General features: G+C 38.9%; 19 protein-coding genes and 2 pseudogenes. 15 read left to right on the forward strand and 6 right to left on the reverse strand.

The genetic code is table 11. The features are described from left to right. The first annotated feature begins 113 nt into the window (after positions 1-113). Complete coding sequence (locus tag JFY49_RS02525) at positions 114-941, forward strand: XAC2610-related protein (RefSeq protein WP_200223603.1); 828 nt, start codon at positions 114-116, stop codon at positions 939-941. Positions 942-1,646: 705 nt separating this feature from the next. Then, positions 1,647-2,348 (forward strand): IS1 family transposase, encoded by a 702-nt coding sequence (locus JFY49_RS02530; RefSeq protein WP_176537817.1) that lies wholly within the window; start codon positions 1,647-1,649, stop codon positions 2,346-2,348. A 38-nt stretch (positions 2,349-2,386) separates the two neighbouring features. On the opposite strand, the gene JFY49_RS02535 is transcribed toward JFY49_RS02530, so the two are convergent. The 6 genes and pseudogenes from JFY49_RS02535 to JFY49_RS02555 form a co-directional block, all read right to left on the reverse strand. Next, positions 2,387-2,524 carry a hypothetical protein gene (locus JFY49_RS02535; RefSeq protein WP_158660382.1) on the reverse strand — a complete coding sequence of 46 codons (138 nt, stop codon included), beginning with the start codon at positions 2,522-2,524 and terminating at the stop codon, positions 2,387-2,389. A gap of 43 nt (positions 2,525-2,567) precedes the next feature. After that, positions 2,568-3,017 (reverse strand): hypothetical protein, encoded by a 450-nt coding sequence (locus JFY49_RS02540; RefSeq protein WP_096901592.1) that lies wholly within the window; start codon positions 3,015-3,017, stop codon positions 2,568-2,570. Beyond that, a pseudogene (locus JFY49_RS17730) lies at positions 3,014-6,994 on the reverse strand (hemagglutinin repeat-containing protein); the annotation flags it as partial. The pseudogene JFY49_RS17730 and the gene JFY49_RS02540, both read right to left, overlap by 4 nt. A 2,058-nt stretch (positions 6,995-9,052) precedes the next feature. After that, positions 9,053-10,018: pseudogene (locus JFY49_RS17735) on the reverse strand (filamentous hemagglutinin N-terminal domain-containing protein); the annotation flags it as partial. An 82-nt stretch (positions 10,019-10,100) separates the two neighbouring features. Continuing rightward, complete coding sequence (locus JFY49_RS02550) at positions 10,101-11,858, reverse strand: ShlB/FhaC/HecB family hemolysin secretion/activation protein (RefSeq protein ID WP_200223607.1); 1,758 nt, start codon at positions 11,856-11,858, stop codon at positions 10,101-10,103. 117 nt (positions 11,859-11,975) lie between these two features. After that, positions 11,976-12,926, reverse strand: coding sequence for an Arc family DNA-binding protein (locus JFY49_RS02555; protein ID WP_200223473.1), 951 nt, complete (start codon positions 12,924-12,926; stop codon positions 11,976-11,978). A 415-nt stretch (positions 12,927-13,341) separates the two neighbouring features. On the opposite strand from JFY49_RS02555, the gene istA reads away from it, so the two are divergent. From istA to JFY49_RS02620, 13 genes are all read left to right on the forward strand, one after another. Further along, positions 13,342-14,904: an IS21 family transposase gene (gene istA, locus JFY49_RS02560; RefSeq protein ID WP_200223474.1), complete on the forward strand. Its 1,563-nt coding sequence runs from the start codon at positions 13,342-13,344 to the stop codon at positions 14,902-14,904. Further along, on the forward strand, positions 14,897-15,637 hold the full coding sequence (gene istB / locus JFY49_RS02565; protein WP_200223475.1) for an IS21-like element helper ATPase IstB: 741 nt from the start codon (positions 14,897-14,899) through the stop codon (positions 15,635-15,637). The genes istA and istB overlap by 8 nt, the downstream gene beginning before the upstream one ends. A 526-nt stretch (positions 15,638-16,163) precedes the next feature. Continuing rightward, entirely contained in the window at positions 16,164-16,676 is a 513-nt protein-coding gene (locus JFY49_RS02570; RefSeq protein ID WP_086195359.1) for a hypothetical protein, read from the forward strand. A gap of 102 nt (positions 16,677-16,778) precedes the next feature. After that, positions 16,779-17,489, forward strand: coding sequence for a molecular chaperone (locus tag JFY49_RS02575; RefSeq protein WP_200223608.1), 711 nt, complete (start codon positions 16,779-16,781; stop codon positions 17,487-17,489). Between the two features lie 6 nt (positions 17,490-17,495). Next, entirely contained in the window at positions 17,496-19,829 is a 2,334-nt protein-coding gene (locus tag JFY49_RS02580) for a fimbria/pilus outer membrane usher protein (protein WP_200223609.1), read from the forward strand. 14 nt (positions 19,830-19,843) lie between these two features. After that, on the forward strand, positions 19,844-20,257 hold the full coding sequence (locus tag JFY49_RS02585; protein WP_180044625.1) for a hypothetical protein: 414 nt from the start codon (positions 19,844-19,846) through the stop codon (positions 20,255-20,257). A gap of 204 nt (positions 20,258-20,461) precedes the next feature. After that, a complete protein-coding gene (locus tag JFY49_RS02590; RefSeq protein WP_200223610.1) occupies positions 20,462-21,742 on the forward strand; it encodes a glycosyltransferase family 4 protein in 1,281 nt (426 codons plus the stop codon). A 31-nt stretch (positions 21,743-21,773) separates the two neighbouring features. Continuing rightward, the gene (locus tag JFY49_RS02595; RefSeq protein ID WP_200223611.1) at positions 21,774-22,325 is read left to right on the forward strand and encodes a phosphatase PAP2 family protein; all 552 of its coding nucleotides are present in this window, start codon (positions 21,774-21,776) and stop codon (positions 22,323-22,325) included. A gap of 88 nt (positions 22,326-22,413) precedes the next feature. Further along, positions 22,414-22,614: a Fe-S cluster assembly protein IscX gene (gene iscX, locus JFY49_RS02600; RefSeq protein ID WP_092819025.1), complete on the forward strand. Its 201-nt coding sequence runs from the start codon at positions 22,414-22,416 to the stop codon at positions 22,612-22,614. 111 nt (positions 22,615-22,725) lie between these two features. Then, positions 22,726-23,157 (forward strand): nucleoside-diphosphate kinase, encoded by a 432-nt coding sequence (gene ndk / locus JFY49_RS02605; protein ID WP_086195365.1) that lies wholly within the window; start codon positions 22,726-22,728, stop codon positions 23,155-23,157. 122 nt (positions 23,158-23,279) lie between these two features. Continuing rightward, complete coding sequence (rlmN, locus tag JFY49_RS02610; protein WP_200223612.1) at positions 23,280-24,515, forward strand: 23S rRNA (adenine(2503)-C(2))-methyltransferase RlmN; 1,236 nt, start codon at positions 23,280-23,282, stop codon at positions 24,513-24,515. A gap of 60 nt (positions 24,516-24,575) precedes the next feature. Then, positions 24,576-25,337, forward strand: coding sequence for a type IV pilus biogenesis/stability protein PilW (gene pilW / locus JFY49_RS02615; RefSeq protein WP_180044364.1), 762 nt, complete (start codon positions 24,576-24,578; stop codon positions 25,335-25,337). Beyond that, entirely contained in the window at positions 25,328-26,119 is a 792-nt protein-coding gene (locus tag JFY49_RS02620) for a helix-turn-helix domain-containing protein (RefSeq protein ID WP_200223613.1), read from the forward strand. The genes pilW and JFY49_RS02620 overlap by 10 nt, the downstream gene beginning before the upstream one ends. The last annotated feature ends 14 nt before the right edge of the window (positions 26,120-26,133 follow it).

Consider the following 26,133-nt stretch of genomic DNA (forward strand, 5'->3'; position numbering starts at 1 on the left):
ATGAAGATCAGTCTATTAATAATTCGCAACAAAACACAGCGGCTGAGGATAGATCAAATGTAATTTTAATTGTGATAGAGTAGACATAATTTATTGTTAAGTGTGGCTGAGTAATGAAAACTCAAATCCTGCTATGTCTTACCACTTTATCTTTTGCATGTTTAAGTTTTGCAGAAACAGTGCCTGTAACCAGGATTGATCACCTCAAATCTTTTACAAATGTTCGAGTCTCTATGCAGCGAATGTTGCGTTCAGATGATGGACGCTATTTTCTTGATTTATATGCAGGGATCTGGAATCCACACGGCAAATTCCATGATTTGAACGAGAAAAAAACGATTGCTTTTAAAGGCTTGCAAAAAGGAGATCAGCTTAATCTTAAATCGGTAAGTGTAGAGGGGGAGGCAACAGCATCTGAACAATATCAGTTAAATGGAAATTTAAATGCCAATACAGGACAGATGTCATCAGTTTTGATCACAGCAAAGAATAATGAAAGTATTCCAATTCAATTTGGGCCTGCATTTACAGCAGTAGAAAAGCCACTGTTCATATTTAAATTTTATGGTCTTGAAAATCCCCAACAGCCTTATGGACGAGCCTTAAAACAAGTGGATGTATGGAATAAAACGACCAATACAGTCGTTCAAAGTTTGTCAGGGTTTACTGCTTATCCCAAGAGTATTGGTTATATGGATATTAATCTTGATGGCTATTATGACATCGTGCTTTCAGATACTTCCAATGAACGAAAAATTGAAGATAAGCGCTTTATCTACTGGATGTATAACCCTAAAACCCATCAATTTCAACGCTCCCCCCAATTAGAAAATATTACTGGATTTCCAGCTATTCAGGGAGAAAAACAACAAATTGATTTCGGTTATGGGCAGGTCTATCAAGTAAAAGATGGCTTATTAAATCGGGTAGAAAATAATTGAAAAATATTTTATAAAATATTTTTTTAAAAAATATAAATAAAAAAATGAGTTTGCATTAATTATTATTAAAAGAAAAATATTTAATTGGATGAATGTTTATCTTATAAATTCCTTAAATATTCATATGAATAATATTTTTTACTAAATGGTTATATGTTAAATTTTTATAACCATAAAATATTACATGTTGTATTAAATAAAGTAAGATACATTACGGTTGAGAAAACATTGGTATTAAATAAAAACAAGACTAAAAATAATTTTTTCGCCTTCTCTTTTTTATAAAAATAATTTATATAATTTTTATTTCTGTTTAAATGGTTATTTTCTAAATGAATTTATTTTTTGATGGAATTTTGAATTAGATCTATTGTGCCTAAAGAACAGTATTAATGTTTGAAAAAGAAAGTAAAATTATCGATAAAATCATGCATATTCCTGCATAAACCTACCACCTATTCCTATTCGTTCCCTACCACTCATTCCTATTCCAAGTCGGCCACTTAGGGTTTATTCAGTAATAGAATTACAAGAAGAATGAACCTCATAAAAAGTATTCAAATGCCAATATTGCACAACAGCGCTACTTATATCATTTAGCGATGAACTGATTTACGATTACGTTCGATGATCGATTAAAAAATTGGGTGGTGTATCAAAAAGTATGCTAAAAAAAAGCAGGTTGAATTTTGCTAAAATAGAGAAATGCAAATAACTCTAGAAATCAAATGTCCAACCTGCCTCAGTGACAGTATAAAGAAAAATGGCATCAAAGTAGATGGGAAACAAAACTACCAATGCAAAGACTGCAAACGTCAGTTTATTGGTGACCATGCTCTGAGCTATCTAGGATGTAATTCTGGCATTACTCGTAAAATATTACAGTTAATGGTCAGAGGCAGCGGTATACGAGATATCGCTGAAGTTGATCGCATTAGTATCGGTAAAGTCTTCCGGACTTTAACTGAATCGGCCTATCAAATTCAGCCTAAACAAAGTCATTATGAATCTCTCGAAGTAGATGAATTCTGGACTTTTGTTGGAAATAAAAATAATAAACAATGGCTTATTTACGCCTACCATCGAGAAACAGGTGAGATTGTTGCTTATGTTTGGGGTAAGAGAGATTTAGCTACAGTCCAAAGGTTGAAGACAAAGCTTAAACAATTAGGTATTCACTACACCCGAATTGCAAGTGATCATTGGGACAGTTTCATCACTGCTTTTAAAAACTGCAAGCAAAGTATTGGTAAGTTGTTTACTGTAGGAATTGAAGGTAATAATTGCAAAATAAGGCATCGAATAAGGCGTGGTTTTAGAAGAAGTTGCAATTTCTCCAAAAAGCTTGAAAACCATTTTAAAGCCTTCGACTTAACCTTCTTTTACATCAATAATGGCTTCATTTAATGTCAGCATACTTTTTAAAACACCACCAAAAATCGAACTTACACAAAATAATTTACAGGCTCTAAAATACGTTTAGTACTTTTAGCAGTATCAATAACAATACCACCACCTTTCTTCGCAACCGTTACCATCCCTGTACTAATCGCTGCTGAAAGACCATTGAGTGCTGTTGTCATCTCCTAATTTTGGTGGGTATTTAGCCTTATCGACTACAGCCCCTTAATTAATTACTTCAAGAAAATCATCTATTAAATTGAGTAAATCTAGACTTTTACATTTAGAAAAAATTACCTTATTTACAATGTTATCTTTGTATTCAAAAAAATGATCTTCATATAAAAACCAAGTAAAATAAATAGTATTATTATTCCTTGCTGCCCTTTTACTGAAATCATCAAAGGTTTCTTCTAAAGTGATTCTGTAATTCTCAGATAATAAACCTTTAGGATAGAAAAATTTTTTACAATTTTCATCATTTATCACATTGCTATAATAGTAATTATCATTTAGTAAGTTTTTTAGTGAATTTATAAAGCTAGTCACATAAGTAGGAGAGTCTAAAGTTCCTAGATACTCCCCCTCAATACATAAACGCAATGGGATGAAATTACTATTCTGATAATTTCCATCAAACTCTATAAAAACTTGATCGTTTCCAATTCTATTCATTTGCTATCTACCATTTTTATCAAGTCAGAAGGGACATCAGAAATCTTGATATTTCGTTCCTTTCCTGAGGACGTAATACCTTTTGTCGAACCATTCCAATGGAAATTGCCATTACCATCATCTTGAAACCTATGATAAATGACCTTCCCATCTTTATTTTCAATTGCCCATCTATTTTTTGGATCACTATCAATTTTTACACTGTTTTCCCATAATTTTACATGATTGTCAGGAATTATTGCTTTAGTAGAGTTATAAGGCATATTTCCATCTTTCAAGTCATGATGTCCTGGATTTTCATAATATTGTGTTTCAACATTAATAACTTTATCTTTAGTTGATGGCTTGGTGCCTTCGACTATGTAATTACCAATAGTATTATTACTTTCGTCCTTATGTATGCCTAAAATCTGATGTCCAGTTATGGAATTATTATCCCCTATTTCAAATCCAGATTTAGAAACTTCAAGTTCTGAATCTTTCCCCTTAACAACACCTTTACCTATTCCAGCACCTACAACTCCAGCCACAGCATTAATTAAATATTCTGCACCTTGTTTATTCTTTTCAATTTCATTTGCAAATTTCAATTCATCTAATTTATTTTCAGACGTAGAGTTTTCAATTTCTTTAACTTTCTCTGGATTAGTCCAATTATTAATCGTATTTGAATTGGTAAGATGAGCGGCGGCAGTTAATGATGTTGCTAGAGCATCAAATCCTTGAGCTATTTCAGCTCCTGCTACATTATCTAAAGCTAAAGACTTTCCTGTCTCAATTACTAAACGAACTGGACCTGAAATCATTAAACCTACCGCAAGTTGAACAGTACCTAAATCAACACCTAAATCATCGCTAATCTGTTTTATATTATTCCCTAAATCTGCAATATTGCTTAAAATAGTCATACCAACTGTTGTTTGAGTCGTAACTTTTGTCTCAAAGTCAGTCCCTTTTGCATAAATTGTTTCTTGTTCGCTTACGCCTATTTTAGGTTGTTTAAAAATCGTTTCTAAATCAACACCAGATTGAGCTAATGTATCTAATTGATTCTGAATCTCACTAAATTCTTTTGCTGCATAGAAAAAATCTAATTTAGAAAATAATGCTTCTACTTCTTTGGGCTCTATCCCTCGTTTGAGTAATTCACTTGCAACTTTGTCACCAACTACGCCCGTTTCTTTATATTCACTTGGTAAATTATAAAGCCTTGCCTGAATATTATTTAGCGTTTGTAAAGCCTTATCTTTGTACTCACCCTCTGGTAATGCTTTCGCTAAATTTTCAGCACTTTGACGGAAATTTTCAGGTAGATCCTTTTGCTGCTGAATAATCTCCGCACGGCCACTTTCTGTCAGTAAACGATGATCAACCGTCACCGATCCATCAAGCATGCCTGTGGTTTGGTCTCGGGTAATTTCTTGCGCGTTGTTAATGTCTCGATTGGTCGTATCGGTCGTATTTTTTACAGTACCTTGTCCCATCGTTGCTTTGGTCAACTGTTCTGTTTCCTGTCCACTGCTGTTGAGGCCAATGGTCGTTGAACCTTTTGGTGCAGTAGAGGCTTCTGGTGTACCTTTTTGTGGAATACCGATATTGGTCGAGACATTAAAGCCGCTGCTACTGTTGTAGTTGTGGTCCTCAAGATCTTTCAGCTCAAGTTCGCCCGAGTAATTTAACTTACCATGATCACTTAATGAACCATCAGTTTTCTTTGTCGCATTCGCAATCACACCACCAATATTAGTGACATTTTTCACACCCATTGCATCCAAGTCTGCATCGTTTTGTGCATTACCTATCAGCAACTTACTGGTGTCATTCACCCATGCACTGTCACTATTACCTTTAGCTTGGTTGTAGCTGGCCGTAATATTCTTTGAACCCGAACCATAACCGCCGCCAATAGAACCGCCTTTACTGCTATTGCTGCTGGATGCTGTATCCTGCAAGCTTTCTACATGAATTTCCTTAACTTGCAGGCTACCTCGATCAGCAATGCTCACCGTACCGCCTTGAACATTCAATTTATCAATAGCACCTTCAGTACGATTCAGTACAACTTCACTATTTACGTGGGTGAGGCTTTCGTTTTGTGATTGGCTGGTTTGCTTGCCTATTGAAGCACTGCCGCCACCGCCATAGGTATAGCTCACACTTTGGCTATTGGTTTTACTATTACTGTCTTGTTTACTATGCTCGACGCCTGCAGTCACATTGAGGTCTTTGCTGCCATCAAAGGTCGTGGTGCCTGTTGCATTCACTCGGCTGCCTTGGATATTGATATCTTGACCTTCTGATTTAAGCTGAAGGTTGTTTAAATCTAAGTTGCTGCCTTGCCATTGGCTTTGTTCTGTATTCGTGGTGCTTGTGGTTTCTATCCGTTCACCATTAGCGCCAATGGTAAAGCCATAGGTTGCACTGCTTGCAGCCGCAGATGCGGCTGCTGCCCCTACAGCAATCTGTGCACTTGCCACATTGGCCGTTGCCATTGCGACATTGGCTTTGCTGTCATCTAAGGCTCCTTTGGTAATTCGGCCCGCTGCATAGTCACGTTGTGCTTGGCTATACTCATCTTTAGCTTTAGATAAGGCTTTAGTTGCATCTGCAACAGCTTCTACCGCTAAGATTGCATCTAAATAGGCATTGCGAATGCCGACTTCTGTACTCACAGTTTCAGTATGGGTCTTTTCTTCTGTGGCGGTTTTATTTTCATAACCGCCTATGTTGAGATTTCCTCGACCATGATCAATGATCGTATCACCTGCAGCCGTGATATTTTGGCCGAGGAGATCTACACCTTCAGCACCTTGAATCATTAAGTTTTCAGTATTGATGTTGCCTGACTTATGCGTTGTGGCTGTAGTTTTAACGGTATTCTCTGTGTCTTCAAGTACAAAGCCGCCCACTCGAATGCTGTCTTTATTCAGCTTTACCCCAAGACCTTGTACCGTTTCTTTGCTGTTTGAACTTACCGTTTTTTGTTGTTCTTCTGCTGCATCGAGCGTGACTTTTTTGCCCGCTAAGATCGTGTTCTGTGCATCAATGTTGCTGCTGGTCAGTGTCGTTTGACCTGCTGAACCCACATAGACATTATTGGCACCAAGATCGGTCCCTGTTTGTGTTCTTTTCTCAGTCCGTGTGCTCGATGATTCTCCGATCGTGATCTTCGGTGCTTTTAATCCCGGAGCTAAAGCCTCAATACCTGCTAAGCCAACAGCAGTCACTTTCATTAAGTCTTTGGCAATGCCTCGATAGCCCTTTTGTGTTTCATCCCATTGCTGATCATTGGTTTCTAATGTCGTCAGACTGACATTTTCGGGCAGGGCATTACCATCTTTGGATTTTAAACTGCCATCCGCTTGGCGTTCGAATTGGGTATTGCCAATATAAATATTGTCTTGAGCTTGTATATCATTGGCTTGCAGCTCGATATTTTTACCGGCATTGATATCAACATTTTTGCCAGCTTTGAGCTGTGTTTGTGCAACGTCTTCGTCGATATATCCTGATTGACGGTTTTTAAATTGAATTGTATTTTTCTTGGCTGTTTCCGTGCTCTTCATGTCAGTATCAATATCTGACAAAAGTTTGACATTACCTTGGTTTGCCGTAATTTGAATGCTGTCTTTCGCACCTGCTTGCAGGTGTGTGGCTTGAATATCTCCTGTTTGGCTATTGATCAGGATATTGCCACCCGATTGGATGTCGGTTGCAATCGATTGACTGGTCGAAGATTGGATTTTTTTATCTGTTGTAGAGAAGCCACCTTTTTCTTGGGCGGCAAGCTGAGAACTGCGTTCATCTCGTCCATTTTCGCTCAAGACATTTTGTCTAGCATCAATCACTACATTGCCCGACGTACTCTTCAATGTGCCGACTTTAATCTGAGTATTGGCAACGCTTTGCAGAGAGATATTACCTTTCGCCTGAATCTGCGTCCCTACATCTCGACTCGAAGCATTCAGAATCTGATCCTTGTCACCTGCTGAGCTTAAATCACTGCGACTGACATTCACCGTAGAAAGATTCAGGTCTTGTCCCGCTTTGATGGTAACACTGCCTTGGCTTTGTAGATCTGATGCAGTCAGATTGATATTATTCTTGGCATTAGCAACCAGCTGACCATCCGCCTCTTGTACATACAGCCCAGCAACACGGCCAATGTTTTCAGCGCTAAATTCACTTAAACCGTGCTTATTTTCAGTTTTAATCGTCGTGGTGATGTTGTTAATGTCTCGGCCCGCATCAAGGGCAAGGGTTTGATTGGCGGTCATTGTCCCACCAATATTATTGATATCGGTGTGTGCTGTCGCAAAGACGTCTCGACCTTGTATTAAGCCGCCCACGTTATTCATGTTATTGGCTTCAAGATTCACCAATTGGCGTCCAGCAATGCTGCCTTGGTTGTTTAAATCCCCACTCAGTTTTAAATTGACCGTCTCGCCTGCAATCAAGGTACCTTTGTTGTTTAAATCTCCCGGCTGTACTGCAACATACACTTTCGGTACCAAGACTTGGATTTTTTCGCCATCAACGGTAATGGTTTCTGTCACCAGCCACACCATATCACTGGTCAATCGAGCAATCTGTGCTTCTGAAAGTTTCACCCCAACACTTAAATTAAGATCTTTGGCGGCACTCACCCCAGAATCCATCAAGGCTTTGAATTGATCCTCGAAGTTCGTATAACCATCTAAATAAACTTGACCCGTCAGTTGTGCAATTTGGTCATTGACCAGTTTTTGCTCGTAATAACCATCCCCTAAACGTTTTTGCATGTTTTGCGGGTCGGTCGCGAACATTTGCAGCATGTAATCACTGCCTAACCATTTTTTATAATTAGTAAAGGCATCGCTGCTTTCAATCAAAGGGCGGTTATTATTTTCTTTATTCACGCTGTATAAGGATTGCAGCGGTAAGCTGAGTTCTGAGGTATCACCATTTAATCCACCTTGATGAGCACCATCATATTTCACCACATCAAGTTTGATCGGTGTCACAATGTCCGCAGGATTATAGGCACGAACACCATTCCATTCGCTTTTTTTGCTGGTACCTAAAGAGTTCCATCCTACATAGTGATACTGCGATGTCCCATTTTTAATCACACGATGCTCACCCTCAGCATCAATATTATTCACCTCATTTTGTTCAATAGTGATGCCTTTCGCCGCTAGAATCTGACTCTTGTCATTGGTCAGGCTTTGGCCTTTTAGCGTCAGTGCACCGCCTGAAATAATCTCCGCAGGTGCACTGGAATCCACATAATGTTTAGTTTCGTACTGGTTATAGATATATCTGGTATAGTCTTCATATTTTTGACCGTCCAGATAAATGGTGTCATGACCTCCATAACCTGTAATATGCGATGAATCAAGAATTTCAGCGCTTCCAGCACCTTGATAAGCGGTCACATCTTTGCGGGTTTCCGGTATTTCTTTAACACTTGAACTGAAGTGTAAATTTCGGTTGGTCAATGTATCCAAACCTAGGTACATGTCACCCACAGATTGAATACGTGCGCTGGCATTATCTAAGGATGCGGCAGAGCCCTCTGCCATATGGTTTACATTCAGTTGCCCACCAACGGTCAGCGTACCTTCACTGGCGATTAGGGCTTGTTCTCTATTTTCAATTTTTCCGCCTGCAATATCTAAGCGTTGACGTGCCGCAATCGTGCCTGCTTTGACACCTTCGCTGGTTTGTTGTTCCGCATTGAGAAGATGCGCGGTTTGCAGGGCAATATGGTCACCATAGATTTGACCTGTACCCACGTTTTGAATGCCTTGACTGGCATCAATACGCGTCAAACCTTGGCTATTAATGAGGCCAGTATTATTGACGTTTTCAGCCTGAATGCGTTGATCGCCCAGACTTAATATCTTGCCGGTATTGTTTAAATCTTTTGCTTGAAGATTTAAACTTGCTGGGGCGCTATCAACTTTATTTTCTGCAACGACTACACCGCTATTTTGCAGCTCACCATTGGCACTGATTTTAATATGCCCGGCTGAGGCAAACACTTGCCCCGCGTTGTTAATTCCAACCCCTTGTTCGGTACTGATTAAACTGATTTTGCCCGCATACATCCCGCCTAAGCTGCTGGTATCAATGGCAAACTGTGGCACAGTACCTGCCGATCCCGAAGCGGCCTGTATCGCACCAGCCTGCGGATTGCCTTCAATATCATTTTGTCCAGCAACCACCGTTAATTCTTTAGCCCAAACGCCTGCATTAATCTGTGCAGCACGGCTGAGCAGTTGGGTATAATCGGCTTTACTGGTATCCAAGCCCTGACCTGTGATGTTAATCACTCCGTCACGGACTTGATAACCCGTGACTTGTCCATTTTGAATATTCGGATTAGCGGTACTTAAAGTTACCCCACCTGCATTGATAAAACCGCCGCCATCGACATTAATCCCAGCTTGGTTGGCAATGATCACATCCGCTTTACGCCCACCGACCTCTACATAGCCATTTAAGTGACTAGGATTGCTGCTGTTGACCTGATTGACAATAACTTTGGCTTCACCGCCTGCAAGCCAAGGATTGGCTTGAATATACCCCCCAAGCTGCGTTTGAGTATTTTGGCGACTGTTATTTAAAATAACACCATTCTGATTCACATCAAATTGCTGGTAGTGATTCACCGATACCCCAGCTTTGCTTGGGGTTTGAATATTCACCTGTGTTGTGCCATTGGCGCTGTTCAATATCGTTGGGCGCTGATTGCCTGCCGCATTCGGGTCTGCAACAACATTACTGTGCGATACACCGATCGATGCACTGATCAAGGCAGTGCCTGTAATCAGCATCAATGAAAATGAAAGAACTTTTAAACCTAAACTTTTTTCAGAAGCAACGACTGCTGTTTCAAGATCAACCGCTTTATTATTCTGTGTTGAGGCTTGTCCTGCAGCTGAGGCATTTTCTGCAACGGCAATCATCTCACCACGGGTTTGACTAAAAATCGTTTTATAACAGTTCTTATTCATTTCTCTTTTACCAATGCTTTAAATGTTTCAATATTTTCAAATGTCTTTAAGGACTCAATATTTTTATTTTGAATGATCAAAATCAAAATGAGTAATTCAGGCTAATCCCATAATTCATATCGTAATTTTGGAAGTGGTCAGGTTTCTGCAGCGGCTTGCCTACAAAAAAGTCATAATAAAAGCTGCCGCCTGCCTGTACTTGGCCTCTAAAACCCATGGCTGCGCCAATTAAGGTTTGGCCCAATAGCCATTCTGCTGATTGTCCATCGACATGACCCGCATCTAAAGCAATATAGAATTGGTGTGTGGGGAAAATAGACATGGCTAAATCATTGCGCCAGTAAAATCCACGGTCTGCTGCTAAGGTTAGGTCACCGTCAAAACCGCGTACCGTATACCTTCCACCAATAGAAAGCCGGTCTTGAATGGTCAGTGGCGTGTCGTTATATTGCGCTCTAAAGGCACTTGAGTAGCTATATTGCTGATTTTCAAATTGGAACGGAACATTCAGATTGGCATCCAGCGTCCAGATCTTCATCCGTGATGTACCTTCGTTCAGCGCTTCCTCAACTGCAGGTAATGAATCGAATGCACCTGTGCCGCGCTTATACCCTAGGCTCAAATCCAGCACTGCAGATTGAATATATTCACGATGATCAAGATTGAATTGCCAACCCGCAACATCTCTGCGCTGTATGGTCAGTTCGGCATCATCAATATAGCTTTTAGATTCTCGATGCCAGCCTTTCAAGGTCGCTGAGGTTTTACGCTTTGCATCCCGATAAAGCAATCGGGTCAAACCTAAATCTTGAGTCTGACTTTCTCCATTATAGTTATAAACATTATTGGCACCAGCCACCGCTTGATCGTAGTTGTATCGACTCGCATTGGCGCTGATCAGCCAGTTTTTATAAGGAACAGAATAATGAAGGGCGTAGTTATGGGTTCCGCTCTTCACAGTGGTTCCATTTTGATCCGTGATCTCTTGCTGGTCTGCTAAGTTGCGGCCAACGGTGACGTAAAATAAGTCACTTCTAAATAAAGGGTTATCCACTGAAACGGTAATGTTCCCTTGATATTTACCAGTTTGACGGCTCCCAGCATCATCAGCACTTAAGGTCACGCGAATTGGAATTTTTCGCTGTTTCCATTTGACGATCACATCACTTTGATTGGGCGCATCTGCAGGGACAATTTGAATATCAGTTTCCGCTGTAGGCAACCTTTTTAAGTTTTCTAAGCCTTGCTCTAAATCTCGTAAATTGAGAATATCGCCACGTTCAATGGGAAAGATATTTTTGGCATATTGAATTCGGCCTGCTCGGGTATTTTCCTCATCCCTTAAATCGAGTTTGATTTCTCGAACCAGTCCCGGAATGACGGTGAGTTTTAATACACCTGTGCTTAAGTTTTGAGGTTCAGCCAGTATACGTGTCGTGGTAAAGCCTCGGCCAATGATGATGTTCTGTGCTTGCGTCATCAACAGATTAATTCGCTGCTCACCCATGCATAAACCTGAAGTAAAGCCTAAATCCTTTAACGCTTGTTGCACATCGTGATCAAATTGCTGCCTCATTTCTCCATGAAGTTCAACTGTTTTGATTTCAAAACAGTTCTGATCTTCAATGTCTGTGAGTTTTACAGCTTCTTTTTTTTGAACAACCTCTAAATTTACATCACGTTCAGGTTGTATAATTTTTTCTAATTCTGCTTGGCGCTGCTGGTTTCGAATCAAACCATCTATCGCTGGGTCAAATGTCTCTGCAAATGTAACAGGAGTAACAGCAAAACCACTCAAAGAAAGCAAAATGCTTTTTAATACTCTATTTTTTTTGAACATAAATTTATTGCATGCTAAATTTTGCGCAGAAATTAACAAAATCTCACCATATATTCAATGGTATTTTATTTTTCAATTTCTCCCATTAGATTTTACCCCTCAATAGACACTTAACTTTCAACTTTCATTCTGCAGGACACCCTCACTTGCCACATGTGTCGTTGATAGCCAATCTGACCATTGTTCCTGATATAACTGTGCCATATGAGCACTTGGCTGTTTTTTCCATATTTCTTCCCACCAAAAGGAGGTTTGGGTCGTGCGAAGAATAGATAAAGGATGAACATAAAGCTTGCGAAGCTGATTAAATTTTTCATCTTTGAGCAAATAACTATACACAGCATTGCGGTGTGGGCTGTTATAAAGATAACACCATAAACGTGCAAAATTTTGCAACATTCTTCGCCCACCATCGCCAATGACTGTTGAGATATGAGCTCTTGTTTGCAGAACATCTACTCGCTCGTCTTTGTATTCACGAACGATCAGGAGTTCGCCTTCAGGGGAAATATTTCGAACGAAATGAATTTTCTTAACTTCGCTCATAAAAATTTCATGATCTGTGATTCCTTGAGTTAAAAATAATTCAGGAATATCTTGTTCTGGAATACCAGACGCATCAAATGATGAATTGGGGGTTGGATAACCATCTCCGTGAACCAGCCAGTCTTGATTGAGCTTTAAAAAATCTGCAATACTTCGAAGTTGAGAAAATGTAGGTTCTTGCTTTCCTTGCACCCAATCGAGGAAGATTTCAGCGGTGTCATAACCCAGCCGCTCTGCAATATGTGAATACTTAAGCTCTTTTGCATTTGAGTAATTAGACCACTGAATCGCATGAACCAATCGATCTGACAATTCCTTCTTGCGGTCCATGAGCTGGTATGGGCCTAAAATAGTTTGTTCACTTCCTTCGATTTCCAGCTTTTTAAAATTAAAGCTATTTTCTAAGCGGGCAACCACTTCAGCATTCATGGACCGCTTTGAATCCTGCGCTTCAGCCTCTATTTTTTGTTTTAGCTCTGTCGGTAATCTTAATTTTATTTGAGAATCGCTTAAAAGACTCATCTTAGAGTACCTCATTATATTGACAATAAACCACTATGGTTTATCATTGCTAAACCATAGTGGTTTATTTGAGGTCGATATGAACCCCAATACTGAATTTGCTCAATTAAAAATACGCATCCCTGTATCGCTGAGAAAGCAGCTGCAAGCAGAATCTAATGCCCAACAGCGATCTTTAAATGCTCAAGTTAACTTTATTTTAAAGAAGTTTATGCAATTCTCGGACAATGTACAAATGAAAGATTAGTACAGTCATCGGCAGAAAAAAATAAAGGCTCATGATGGTGCATGAGCCTTTAAGAGTTGTCTTAATTTTGCGGTCAAGACAAGATCATTGTATTGAACATTGATTCTTTTATCAATGTTCAATGAGTGGTTTCTGCCTCTTTAAGTGAACCAAAGAGGTCTATAATTTATGCGTATCGAAACCGATAAGATTCGGCAGGCAGTCAGACTGCTCAATTTAGAATACAGTCAAAGGGAAACGGCTAAACAAGTCAGTATTTCCAGAGATTCTGTTAAAGTGATTTATGAAAAGTTAAAACTTTTTCCAATCCACAATAGTGAACTTAATTTATTTACTAACCTTGAATTGCTCGACTATTTTGAAATCTCTAGGGTCGCTAACTACCCAACAAGAAAAATATATCCAGATTTTGAGTATGTGAATCAAGAACTAAAAAAACGTGATATGACCCTTGAATTACTTTGGCAAGAATATATTGCTCAATATGCAAAGGGGCTTTCTTATTCACGTTTTTGTGAAGTATTTAGAAATTTCCAAAAAAAACGGCATTCATCCATGCGCCAAAGTTTTAAAAGTGGTGAAGCGCTGTTAGTGGATTTTTGCGGTCGTACAATGGAAATCACATCGCCATTAGATGGATCAAAAAGTTATGTTCAGGTATTTGTAGGTGTTTTAGGGGCATCCGCGTATACGTTCGCTTATGCAGTTCCGAGCCAAAAAGTGGAACATTGGCTCGAATGTTTTATTCAGGCATTTAAGCATATCGGCGGTGTACCAGACACAATTATCACTGACAATTTAAAGTCAGCCGTGATCAAGAACAATAAGTCGGGTTTAGAGTTTCAGAAGGACTTTGAAGATTTTGCTGCGCATTACGATTTTGCGATTATGCCAACTCGACCCCGTCATCCAAAGGATAAAGGGCTAGCGGAAGTCAGTGTACAAATTGTTCAGCGTTCAGTTCTTGCATCTTTACGCAATCAAAAATTTTTCTCTATTGACGAACTCAACCAAGCAATCCAACAAAAAATGGATATCATAAACCGTAAAACGACTCGCCGATTTACCATTAGTCGTTATGAACAGTTCTTGGCTTTGGATGGCAAAGACCTCAATCCATTACCTCTTTACCCATATGAATTGTGTACTTGGAAACGTTCGGTGCGGGTAAGTGAGTTCTATCGCGTTGAGTATCAATCTAACCAATATTCTGTTCCCTATACATATGCGCATTTACAAGTTGATATCAAGATCATGCAATCCGCCATTCACGTTTTTTATGAACGTGAAAAAATAGCTGAGCATACGATCAATCAGGGGATCCATCAGGATATGTGTTTAGATGAGCATATGTCACCAGAGCATCTTGCGCAAAAAGGCCTATCCAAAGACGAAATCATTTTTTGGGCAGATCGTATGGGGTCACATACTTCACAGTATGTTAATCATATCCTCAGTCAAAAAAGAGACCTTGCCAAAAATATTAAATCATTAAATAAATTCAGAGAATGGATCGTAGATAAACAAAAATCACATTGTTTGGAAGGCGCTTGTCAATTTGCAATGGAACGCCAGATTTTTACGCTTAAGCGGCTTGAAAGCATTATCACGAATAATGCTTTCCTCATTCAGAAAACGTCAGACATTCAACCTCGTCCACCAACGCCACATCAAAATATTCGTGGTGCAGATTATTATTTGCAGCATTCAGGAGTAACGGCACATGCTTAAAAAGTCAGTAAAAGATAAGCTGGAACAGCTTAAGCTCAAAGGTTTTCTTCGATCAGCAGAAAGCTCACTGGATCAAATGATCAGTCAGGAGGCAAGTATTGAAGAGTTCTTAGATTATTGTCTAGATGCTGAATTGAATGATCGAATAAATCGGAGAATTGAACGGTTATTTTCTCAAGCCAAATTCCGATATCCAAATGCAAGATTAGAACATATCGACTATGCAGCGGAACGGCAAATTAAAAAAGCAGATATTCATCGCTATGCGAGCTGTGAATGGATTAATGATGGTCGCGGACTTATTATTTCAGGCTCAACGGGTGTAGGAAAATCATGGCTAGCTTGCGCTTTTGGAGCAGAGGCTTGTCATCGCAGTTACAGCACGATGTATTTTAATGCGATTAGCTTATTTGATGAAATTGCCAATGCAATCACTTTAGGTGAAATCAAAGACTTCAAGAAAAAAGTATGTACTGCAAAATTGCTTATTATTGATGATTTTGGTTTAGGTGGATTTAATCAATCATTAGCACCAGCTTTTCTTGAAATTATCGATAAGCAATCTCAGAGCGGTGGACTTTTAATTACAAGCCAAGTTCCTAAAAAATTATGGTTTGAGCAGTTTCAAGATCCTACCATTGCAGATGCAGTCATGGATCGGATTTTACATAGATCTTATGAACTTGAGATTTTAGGCCGGTCGTACAGAGAGAAAATCTTTTCTCAAAAATAAAAGCTTATTTTTTTTAATTTGAGTGGCCGACTTGGAATAGGAATGAGTGGTAGACCACGAACAAGAATGGGTGGCCGACTTATCCAGTAATTTGCAAAATCACATATTTTTTAAATAATAAGCTGTAATTTACAAACTTTTGTAAATTATGTAACTTTATTTTAAGCTAGTGTAAGTTGAGATGATTTTAAAAATAATAATAAAATTAGTGATTTAGTTATTTTTATGTATTTTGAATATTATTTTATTGTTTTTATTTTGAAATAATTGGAAACATTTCTAAATTGTATCATTTTATTTTGTATCGTAACCTTATTATAAATATAGAATTAAAGTTGTAAAACAAATAAAAAACAAACATTAAAGTCGTGTATTGTGAATAATAACATTTTTGCATTTTTTAAAATTAAAGATAATAAGATAGGTCAACGGTTACGTAACCTTACTCACAATAAAAAGAGTTACATCGTAATCGTTAAAATAACTATACACACATATTCTTTTAAAAAAAGAAATGGAGAAAATCATGAATAAAATGACCCAAGCTGCATTAGCGGCATTAGTACTTGGCGTTTGTGCAACAGGCGTGTATGCAGAAGATGATTTGGCAAGAGGGATACCAACTCCACCACCACCTTCAGGTTGTGATGTAGATTGTAGTGGTAAAATTGATATTAAACTTAAAGTTGAACCGCATTGTGAACTACAAGTACTTACTCCTACTTTGACTTTACAAGATAAAGTGGGTGGCGATACTGCACAGGGCAGTTTCCGTGTTGGGGCAAATGCACAGTTTAAGATTGGTTTAACAACTGCAAATGGTTCTAAACTTAAAATGGGTGCTAATGAAATTCCTGTTACAATTACCACCAAACGTAATGGTACAACCACTATTCCTTTGAATGCGACAACAGCAGGTCAACCATTTACGCCAGGAGGGTGGACGCCTTATGATGTTACTGTTGTAAGTCCACAAGTTGGTGTATCTAAACCAGTAGGTACTTATACTGAAGAATTGCGAATTGCTGTTTCATTCTAATTTTTAATTAGAAATAAAAAAAGTTGGTATCACTTTATAGTGATGCCAACTTCACTATAAAAAGATCAAAATTTAAAAATAAAAAATAATAGGTAGGGGAAAATGAATAAGTTATTTTCGATGTTCGCTATTTCTATTGTGTTGGCATGTTCACAGACAATTTATGCAGGACTAAAAATTACGCCTATTCAACTATATATATCGGATGTTAAAAAACAGCGTAGTGCTACCGTTACATTAGATTATAGTGACTCTGATCAAGCTAAAATATTTGAAGTTTCTGCCGTTAAATGGGGACAAAATGCAGAAGGGGAAGATGTTCTAGAGCCTGATAATTCCGTAGTGATTAATCCTAAAAACTTTGTATTACAACCCAATAGTAAGCAGATTGTTCGGGTAGGGTTTACTCAAATGCAAGCCCCAAAAAAAGAAGAAACTTGGCGAATCATTTTTAATGAAATTGCACCTACTGTAAAAGAGTCAAAAGTTAATTTCCTGTTTAATATTTCTGTCCCACTATTCGTAGGGGTACAAGAAAAAGTGAAGCTAAATTTTAACCCGGTATATAATGGATCACAGCTTTCATTAAATGTGAAAAATAATACCAATACACATGTTCAAATTAAAAAAATAACCATTCTAGATGACAAGAAAAAAGAAGTTGCAGTCACTACAGATATGAAATATTTACTTAATAATCAGCAACAAAAATTTAATTTTGGTGAGATTAAGTTGGGGGATTTCAATAAATATAAGTTAATTATTGAAACAGATAGAAGTGAATTGCCGATGGAATTTAATTTGTCAGGGTGAGGGGTTATGCAAAAAATCATATTGTTTTTGCCATGTATATTTTTAAACATAGTCCTACCTATTCAGCGGGTAAATGCAGAGGAGAACAATGTTTTTTTTAGTAACGTCTGGTTAAATGGTATAGATAAAAATATAGAAACATTAGTATTTGAAGAAGATAAAAAAATATATATAGAGTGCCAATCTTTAAATGCTTTAGAGTTGAAAGGAGATTATTTTCCTGTCCATCCCATAAAAAAAGAGTTTTGTTTGGTTTCACTGAACCCAGCTCTTGCTGAAATAGATACACATGTACAGTCAGTAAAACTAACAGTACCCGCAGAGTATTTTCAAGCTAAAGAAATAGATCAAGAAAAATTGATTATGCCTAATAGGGCAGCTTTGGGTGCTTTTTTAAATTATGATCTTTTTTATGAGCAGACTTCACAGGATGACCAATTTAATTCATTAGCAGAATTAGGGGTGTTTAAAGATTATTGGTTATTTCAAAATTCTACGCTTATACGAAATTTAACTGAGAATGAACTGGCTCTGGCACCAGAAGAGGTAAAACAAGAAAAAATAGTTCGTCTAAGGTCCGCTTTTGATCTAGATTTTCCTGATAAGTTTTTAAGTTTAACCGTGGGTGATACCACCACTATTTCCAACCCCTTCGTTAATTCAGTACGTTATGGTGGTTTAAGTTTTGGAACAAATTTTACAGATCGGCCTGACTATATTTATTGGAATATGCCGACTTTAAAAGGAAGCGCTGTTTTACCCTCAACTGTGGATTTATATATTAATGGGGTGAGTATTTCTCAACAAAGAATTACTCCGGGGAATTATACTTTACAGCCTGGTGCATTGATTCAACAATCTGGAGATGCTCAGGTAGTGGTAGAAGATATTTTGGGTAATAAAACAGTCCAGAGTTTTCCTGTATATATTAATAATAAACTGCTTAAACCTGAGTTAAATGAATATAATATTTCTTTAGGTAAGATTAGATATAACTATGATCTTCAAAGTAATGATTATAGGGAATTTTTTTCTAATATCTATTTTAGGCGGGGGATAAGTAATTTAACTACCCTTGGGTTTAATGCTACATATAGTGAAGAAGTAAAGAATCTTGGTTTATTATGGACTCAAGCGATTAGTAAATATGCATTATTAGACGCTTTTATTGCAGGAAGTGATAGTAATGATGGATCTGGCTATTCGGTAGGTGGCTCGATTAGTCGTACTGTAAATAATATTTACTTGGGTTTTAGTGGGCAGTATTCCACTGATAATTATAAAACTTTGGGCTATAGCAATGAAGTACTTATTCCAAAATATGATTATATTTTTTATTTCAGTATGTATGATTTGCCAATAATAAATAATTTTAATTTAAATTATTTAGAACGAATTTATTATGAAAATGATAATTTTAATATTTCAGATAGCCGTATATTAAATCTAAGCATTTCTAAAATGCTGCGTTCAAATCTTTCATTCAGTATTTCAGGTTTTAAAGAGTTTGCTGGTGATAAAAATTCTGGTGCATATTTATCTTTAAACTATAGCTTAGGTAATAACAAGAATGCTTACTTCTCACATTCAACAGATAATGAAACAAGGGTGCAATTTGTTAAAGCATCTCCAGCACAAACTGGGTTTGATTATGTTTTGGGGGCAAATCAGCGTCGTGGAAATTTAGCTTATCAAGCTGCGGGTTTATTAAAATCAAATGTAGGTGATTTACGTGTTCAATTGGACCAATCTGATGAATATGAAAATAATCAGGTGATTTATCGCGGGGCTATTGTCTGGTTGGGTGGAAAAGTAGCATTAACAAAATCTGTTGATAATGCATTCGCTTTAGTTAAAGTTCAGGATTCTCCAGACATTGATGTTGCAAGGTCATTATCTCCTGTAGGAAGCACCAATAAAAATGGCTATGTGTTTGTACATAATATTATTCCTTATGTGCCCTATGATATTTCGTTTGACCAAAATCAGTTAGCAATTGAAGATGCTTTTGATTATTCGAGCCAAAAAATGATTGGCTTAAATCAACGGGGCTATATTCTAGATTTTCCTGTATATCATACCCAACAAGTCATTTTGCGTTTATTGGATCAAAATAATCAACAGATGCCTCGTACAAGCGAAGTATATATCAATGGTGAAGAGAGCCAGTATTTCCCTGTGGATGCCCAGGGTAGGGTGTATTTATATGGATTAAAACCGAATAAATATCGGTTTTTAGCGAAAGCCAAGGGTGGCGAGACATGTCAGGGTACTTTTGAGGTGTCAAATCAGAACCAAAAAACGCTAGAGCAGTCAGTTATGGATGTTATTTGTCGCTAGAAAGGGTTATTACAATGAAAAAAATTATCATGATCATTTTACTCTATGCAAATTGTGCTTTCGCTTATGCGGGACAATGCTATTTAAATGCTATATCAGAACCGGTCATGCATTTGGCAGATTATTATCATAGTTTTGCTGCAACTTCCTTTAAAGTCTTTTGTGACCAGTCCTATGCAATTAAATTTAGCAGTCAAAATTTGCGTAGCTCGGATGGTTCGAGTTATGTATCAAATGGTACTTACCGCTTGAAAACCCGAATGAATATTTCGGGTCCTGTGAGAAATCAATGGAATGTGCCTCTTTCTCAGTCGGGAAATTCAAAAGATAGTAAATATGTCATTGCGGTACGATTGGAAGAACAGCCTTCTATACGTACGCCAGTTGGCATATATAGCGATGTAATATACGTAAACCTATTATTTTAATTATTTTGTATGCTAGTGAAGGACTGGGCTGTAATTGAACGTAAAATTGAAAAGAGCTGTTTAAAATAGCTGGCTTTGGAAGAGGAGCGTGTTTTTTATTGGCTGTTAGCGTTATACAACGTTTCAATAAACAGTCATCTAAAAATCATCAAACTGAAAGAATTAACATCTAAGCTAAATCAAAAATAACGATATAGGTGCTGTATGGCAAATTTGTATGCGAGCAACCTGCTAAGACAACAAAATTTTCCAGAAAATTTCCAATTTTATTTTAAAAAAAATAAGCAAGACCGCATTTTTGATGATACAGCGACACTCAATGGGTTAATTCGCCCACGGCTGAAAATTGCCATTGTGACAGAAACCTGGTCTCCGGAAATTAATGGCGTGGCACTGTCTCTATTGCAACTCTGCAAGGGTTTGCAGAAACAGGGCCATAAAATTTTACTGATTCGGCCGGAACAAAAGCAGCTGTGTGATCAATTTTCGCCAAATCAGCAGTGTTTAGTCAAAGCCCAGGCTATTCCTCAATATCCAAGCTTGCAATTTGGTTGGCCACAATTTTTAAAAGTCTCTCAGGCATTGGATCAGTTTGCACCAAATGTTGTGCATATTGTTACAGAAGGACCATTGGGATTAAGCGTTTTGCAGGCAGCGAAGACAAAGGGCATACCTGTTTCAAGTGCTTTCCATTCACCTTTTCAAGAATTTAGTCGCTATTTCGATTTAGCCTTTTTAATTAAGCCCATTCAGCGTTATTTACGTTGGTTTCATAACAATACACAACTGACCTGTATTCCCAGTAAAGATACGGAATATATTTTAAGAGAATTTGGCATTTGTTGTCCTTTGGTTGTGGTGGGGCGTGGCGTGGATGTTACGCATTTTTCACCCCAACATTACTCCAGCATTTTACGTCAACAATGGCAGGCAACACCGAGTACTCAGGTCATGCTTTATGTGGGACGGTTGTCACCTGAAAAGGAGATAGATGTTCTGGTTCAAGCCTATCTCTCCATGAAGAAAAATAACCCGGATATCAAACTGGTGGTTGTTGGGGATGGTCCGGAGCGTGGTCGTCTCGAAACATTATGTCAAGGACATAATGTTATTTTTACAGGAAATTTATCAGGTCAGAAACTTGCCCAAGCTTATGCAAGTGCAAATGTTTTCGTATTTGCCAGTCAGGTTGAAACCTTTGGCAATGTGGTGCTGGAGGCCATGGCAAGCGGTTTGCCAGTGATTGCCTATAATTATGCCTGTGCACATTTGCATGTTAAACACGGCTTGACAGGTTGGTTGAGTTCTTTGGGTGATAAGACAGGTTTTATGCAGTCAATTTATCGCTTGCCGAGCAATCAGCAATTGAAACATATGGGACTGGAAGCTCGAAAGGCCGTGCAACATATAGGTTGGCAATATCCAGTGCAACAGTTTGAGCAAGCACTGTATACGGTAGCGATGGAGACAGCAATGACATCCTAAATTTTAAGCGACAGCTTAAAGGAGCATCATCATGGATTTAAAAAAAGCAAAAATAACGATGTTGGATCTGGATTTAAAAGGTTGCTTGTATTTGAATAATTTTTCACATTCACATACGGTAGCCCACTTTTTTAAAATAATCAGCCGTTTTGGCAATGGTTTGTTCTGGTTCATTATGCTGGCCAGTCTATGGGTGCTGGAAGGGGTATTTTATATTGTACAAGTGTTATATCTGCTGGTTAGCGGATCTATAGGTACCGTAATTTATAAAATCTTAAAACAAAAAACGGTACGTCCTCGACCTTATCAAGTACATCAGGTGATTCGATTGCAAGAACCGCCGCTCGACCATTTCAGTTTTCCTTCTGGTCATACCCTGCATGCTGTCATGGCCAGTACGGTCATGGGTTATATTCAGCCCATGCTATTGATTTTGATGTTGCCTTTTACCATTCTGGTGGCGATATCGCGGATGGTATTGGGGCTACATTATCCGAGTGACGTGCTGGTAGGCGCATTGATTGGTGTCGTGATTGCCGGTGGCATTATTGAGAGTGCGCCTTTTTTTAATATCATGTTATAAAAATGCATGCTGATCAATCAGGAAAATCACGCGATTTTCCAAAATTTGCTAAAGTATTGCCACTGATTTGAATATATTAGGAATAGCCATGGGTTTGCGTTGGACAGATACTATTGATATTGCGATTGAGCTTTCTGAAGCACATCCGGATGTTGATCCGCAATGGATTCGTTTTACCGATTTGCATGCCTGGGTATGCGCGTTACCAGACTTTAGCGATGACCCAACCAAATCGACTGAAGGTTTGCTGGAAGGAATTCAAATGGCCTGGATTGATGAAGTGCGTTAAGCGCTACATCGAAAAAAGCAATTTTTTTACATATCAAAAGCAGAAAAAAGCCCATTATTCGGTATAATGCGGCAAATTTTCATGTCAACAATTGACTTAAGGAGCCAATCAATGGCTATTGAACGTACTTTATCTATCGTTAAACCAGACGCAGTTGCTAAAAACCACATCGGCGACATCTTTGCTCGTTTCGAAAAAGCTGGTCTTCAAATCGTTGCAACTAAAATGAAACACTTGACTCAAGCTGAAGCTGAAGGCTTCTATGCTGAGCACAAAGAACGTGGTTTCTTTGGTGATTTAGTTGCGTTCATGACTTCTGGTCCAGTTGTTGTTTCAGTTCTTGAAGGCGAAAACGCAGTTCTTGCTCACCGTGAAATCCTTGGCGCAACTAACCCTAAAGAAGCTGCTCCTGGTACAATCCGTGCAGACTTCGCTGTAAGCATCGATGAAAACGCTGCTCACGGTTCTGACTCTGTAGCATCTGCTGACCGCGAAATTAACTATTTCTTCGCGCAAACTGAGATTGCTCCACGTACTCGTTAATACGCAGTATTCAAGCCAGATAAGTGTTATTATACTTATCTGGTTTTTTTATTCTCTGAATAATTCTCTGCTCAGATATTGAGCTTCTCCTTTCATCTTTAGGCATGGTTTAGGTAATACACATGAGTACTGAAGTAGTCGCTACATCAGCAATTTCTGATGCACAGCAACCATCTCCATCCGCTCCGACGCAGCAAAATTCTGTGGAAAAAGTGAACTTACTTGGCATGTCACGTCCGCAAATGGAAAAATTCTTCGAAGATATGGGAGAAAAGAAATTCCGTGCCGGGCAGGTGATGAAATGGATTCACCAATTTTTCGTAACAGATTTTGCTGAAATGACCAATATTTCCGGCAAACTGCGTGAAAAATTGGAAAAGATTTGTGAAATTAAAGCCCCGGAAGTGGTGCATAAAAACTATTCTAAAGACGGTACCCGTAAGTGGGTGTTCCGTGTCGGGGATGGAGATGGTTCTCTGGTTGAAACCGTGCTGATTCCGGCAGAAGACAAAACCGGTTCACGTAAAACCTTGTGTATTTCTTCACAGGTCGGCTGTGCACTGGACTGTTCATTCTGTTCTACCGGCAAACAGGGTTTCCAGCGTGATTTAAGCCAGGCTGAGATCATTGGTCAGCTGTGGATGGCAAATTATTCCTATATGGAAGATGTGCCTGTGGCAGAGCGTGAGCGTTCTGTGACCAATGTGGTGATGATGGGCATGGGTGAGCCATTATTGAACTACGATGCCGTGCTGAATTCAATGCGTATCATGCTCGATGATTTTGCATATGGCATGTCTAAACGCCGTGTGACCTTGTCGACTTCGGGCGTGGTGCCAAAAATTGACCAGTTGGCGCAAGATATTGATGTCGCCTTGGCGATTTCATTGCATGCCACCAATGATGAGCTGCGTAACGAGCTGGTGCCGATCAATAAAAAATATCCTTTAGAGCAGTTGATTGCAGCCTGTCAGCGCTATATTGCCAAAGATGGTAATGAAAGTTCACGTAAACACGTGACCATTGAATATGTGATGCTGGATGGCGTAAATGACCATCCTGAACATGCTCAGCAAATGATTAAGCTGCTTAAAAATTTACCCAGCAAAATTAACCTGATTCCATTTAATCCGTTCCCGCATGCACCCTATGGGCGTTCCAGCCGTAACCGGATTATTTCTTTCCAAAAAACTTTGTCTGATGCCGGTTTTGTGTGTACGATTCGTCAGACGCGTGGTGATGATATTGATGCCGCGTGTGGACAGTTGGTTGGACAAGTGGCTGACCGTACCCGTCGTGCGGAACAGTGGAAAAAGAAAGTGGCGCAGCAGAATGAGATTCTGCGCACTCAAGGATAATAAAGGGGATGTCAATTGAGAAAGCCCACATATAAATTAGCTTTTATTACAACAATTTGTATGTCCGCGATTTTTGTTGCCGGGTGTCAGACACCAGCAACAATCGGGAAAAAAGATCCTGAGAAGGCAGTGAAAGTTCGCACTCAATTGGCGGCAGAATATATTAAGTCGGGTGACCTGGATTCAGCAAAACGTACTTTGGATCAGGCACTGGAAGTAGATTCACGTGATTCAACAGCAAATATGATGATGGGGGTTTTACTGCAACAAGAGGGCAGTAAAATCAGCATGGACAAAGCAGAGAGCTATTTTAAGCGCGCAATTTCTGCTGATCCGAAAAATGCACAAGCGCGTAACAACTACGGTACTTATTTGTATCAAATTGAGCGTTATAATGACGCGCTTGAACAACTCAATGTGGCCGGAACTACGTTGGGCTATGAACAACGCTACAGAGCATTGGAAAATGCGGGACGGATTTATTTAAAGCAAGGCGATATGGTGAATGCTGAAAAAACATTCAAACAGGCTCTGCAAGTAAATCGTGACTCTTATGTTTCAATGTTAGAGTTGTCAGAAATTTTTTATCTCAAACAGCAGACCGCCGCTGCAACACAATTGTATGAACAGTTTGTGCGCAGTGTCGGTCAAAAGAATCAAGGTGCGCGTGCGCTTTGGATTGGTATCCGAATTGCGCGGGCAAATAGCGACCCAATGGGAACACAGGTGCTTGTCAATCAGTTGCGCGCGCTTTTCCCCGAGAGTCCGGAATACCAACGTTATCTGCAATTACAGTACAGTACTGAGGCCGTATGGAAGTAAATCCTAATTCACCGCAATCGAATGGTTCAAGCGTAGTACCCACTGCGTTAGGAAATGTTCAGCGTCCAGGCGAGTACTTACGTCAAGTTCGAATTGCACAAAAGCGTGAATTAAGTGAAGTTGTCAAAGATTTAAATATCCCTATAAAGACTTTGACTGCTTTAGAACAAGATGATTATAAGGCTTTGCCAGAAGCTACCTTTATTAAGGGTTATTATCGTACCTATGCGAAGTACCTGAAGGTGGATGCAAGTTCTATCATTCAACGTTTTGATGAAATTTATCAAAATGATACAGGATTGTTGCCCAATCATGCCTTAAACAATTCACCAATTAAAATCATGGGTAAGCTACCGGGTTCTAATCGTGATCGTAACAAGAAATGGTTAAAACGTATTCTACTTGCTTTGGTGGCATTGGTTGTCATCGCTGCTGTTGTGATGGCGATACAAAACTGGTCATCCAGCAAAGATGCCCAGAGCCCTGAAGCAGCACCTGCCGAATCCGATGTGCAGGTGCTGAATCTGGATAACTCGACTGTGGTTTCGGGCGACCAGCTTGAGTTAGAGTTTAGCCAGCCAACTTCTGTGCATATTGTAGATTCAACGGGTAAAGTGTTGGCAACAGGCCGTCAGGCATCTACCTTGAAGCTGAATGGTGAAACCCCTTTCCAGATTCGTCTGGATGATGCAGCAGCGGTAACGTTGAAGTTAAACAATGAAAATATTGCATTGTCACCTTATACCGTCAACGGAAAAGCAGATTTCCGTTTGTCACGTTAATGAGTCAAGAATAG

Source organism: Acinetobacter sp. CS-2, assembly GCF_016599715.1.
Lineage (GTDB): Bacteria > Pseudomonadota > Gammaproteobacteria > Pseudomonadales > Moraxellaceae > Acinetobacter.

What these genes read in the sequence shown, in the direction of transcription:
- JFY49_RS02570 (WP_086195359.1), top strand. Translation starts at nt 16,164, where the DNA reads ATGAATAAAATGACCCAAGCTGCATTAGCGGCATTAGTACTTGGCGTT.
- JFY49_RS02595 (WP_200223611.1), top strand. Translation starts at nt 21,774, where the DNA reads ATGGATTTAAAAAAAGCAAAAATAACGATGTTGGATCTGGATTTAAAA.
- JFY49_RS02555 (WP_200223473.1), bottom strand. Translation starts at nt 12,926, where the DNA reads ATGAGTCTTTTAAGCGATTCTCAAATAAAATTAAGATTACCGACAGAG.
- JFY49_RS02530 (WP_176537817.1), top strand. Translation starts at nt 1,647, where the DNA reads ATGCAAATAACTCTAGAAATCAAATGTCCAACCTGCCTCAGTGACAGT.
- JFY49_RS02550 (WP_200223607.1), bottom strand. Translation starts at nt 11,858, where the DNA reads ATGTTCAAAAAAAATAGAGTATTAAAAAGCATTTTGCTTTCTTTGAGT.
- rlmN (WP_200223612.1), top strand. Translation starts at nt 23,280, where the DNA reads ATGAGTACTGAAGTAGTCGCTACATCAGCAATTTCTGATGCACAGCAA.
- istA (WP_200223474.1), top strand. Translation starts at nt 13,342, where the DNA reads ATGCGTATCGAAACCGATAAGATTCGGCAGGCAGTCAGACTGCTCAAT.
- JFY49_RS02525 (WP_200223603.1), top strand. Translation starts at nt 114, where the DNA reads ATGAAAACTCAAATCCTGCTATGTCTTACCACTTTATCTTTTGCATGT.
- iscX (WP_092819025.1), top strand. Translation starts at nt 22,414, where the DNA reads ATGGGTTTGCGTTGGACAGATACTATTGATATTGCGATTGAGCTTTCT.
- pilW (WP_180044364.1), top strand. Translation starts at nt 24,576, where the DNA reads ATGTCCGCGATTTTTGTTGCCGGGTGTCAGACACCAGCAACAATCGGG.
- JFY49_RS02580 (WP_200223609.1), top strand. Translation starts at nt 17,496, where the DNA reads ATGCAAAAAATCATATTGTTTTTGCCATGTATATTTTTAAACATAGTC.
- JFY49_RS02540 (WP_096901592.1), bottom strand. Translation starts at nt 3,017, where the DNA reads ATGAATAGAATTGGAAACGATCAAGTTTTTATAGAGTTTGATGGAAAT.
- JFY49_RS02590 (WP_200223610.1), top strand. Translation starts at nt 20,462, where the DNA reads ATGGCAAATTTGTATGCGAGCAACCTGCTAAGACAACAAAATTTTCCA.
- JFY49_RS02575 (WP_200223608.1), top strand. Translation starts at nt 16,779, where the DNA reads ATGAATAAGTTATTTTCGATGTTCGCTATTTCTATTGTGTTGGCATGT.
- JFY49_RS02535 (WP_158660382.1), bottom strand. Translation starts at nt 2,524, where the DNA reads ATGACAACAGCACTCAATGGTCTTTCAGCAGCGATTAGTACAGGGATG.
- JFY49_RS02585 (WP_180044625.1), top strand. Translation starts at nt 19,844, where the DNA reads ATGAAAAAAATTATCATGATCATTTTACTCTATGCAAATTGTGCTTTC.
- ndk (WP_086195365.1), top strand. Translation starts at nt 22,726, where the DNA reads ATGGCTATTGAACGTACTTTATCTATCGTTAAACCAGACGCAGTTGCT.
- JFY49_RS02620 (WP_200223613.1), top strand. Translation starts at nt 25,328, where the DNA reads ATGGAAGTAAATCCTAATTCACCGCAATCGAATGGTTCAAGCGTAGTA.
- istB (WP_200223475.1), top strand. Translation starts at nt 14,897, where the DNA reads ATGCTTAAAAAGTCAGTAAAAGATAAGCTGGAACAGCTTAAGCTCAAA.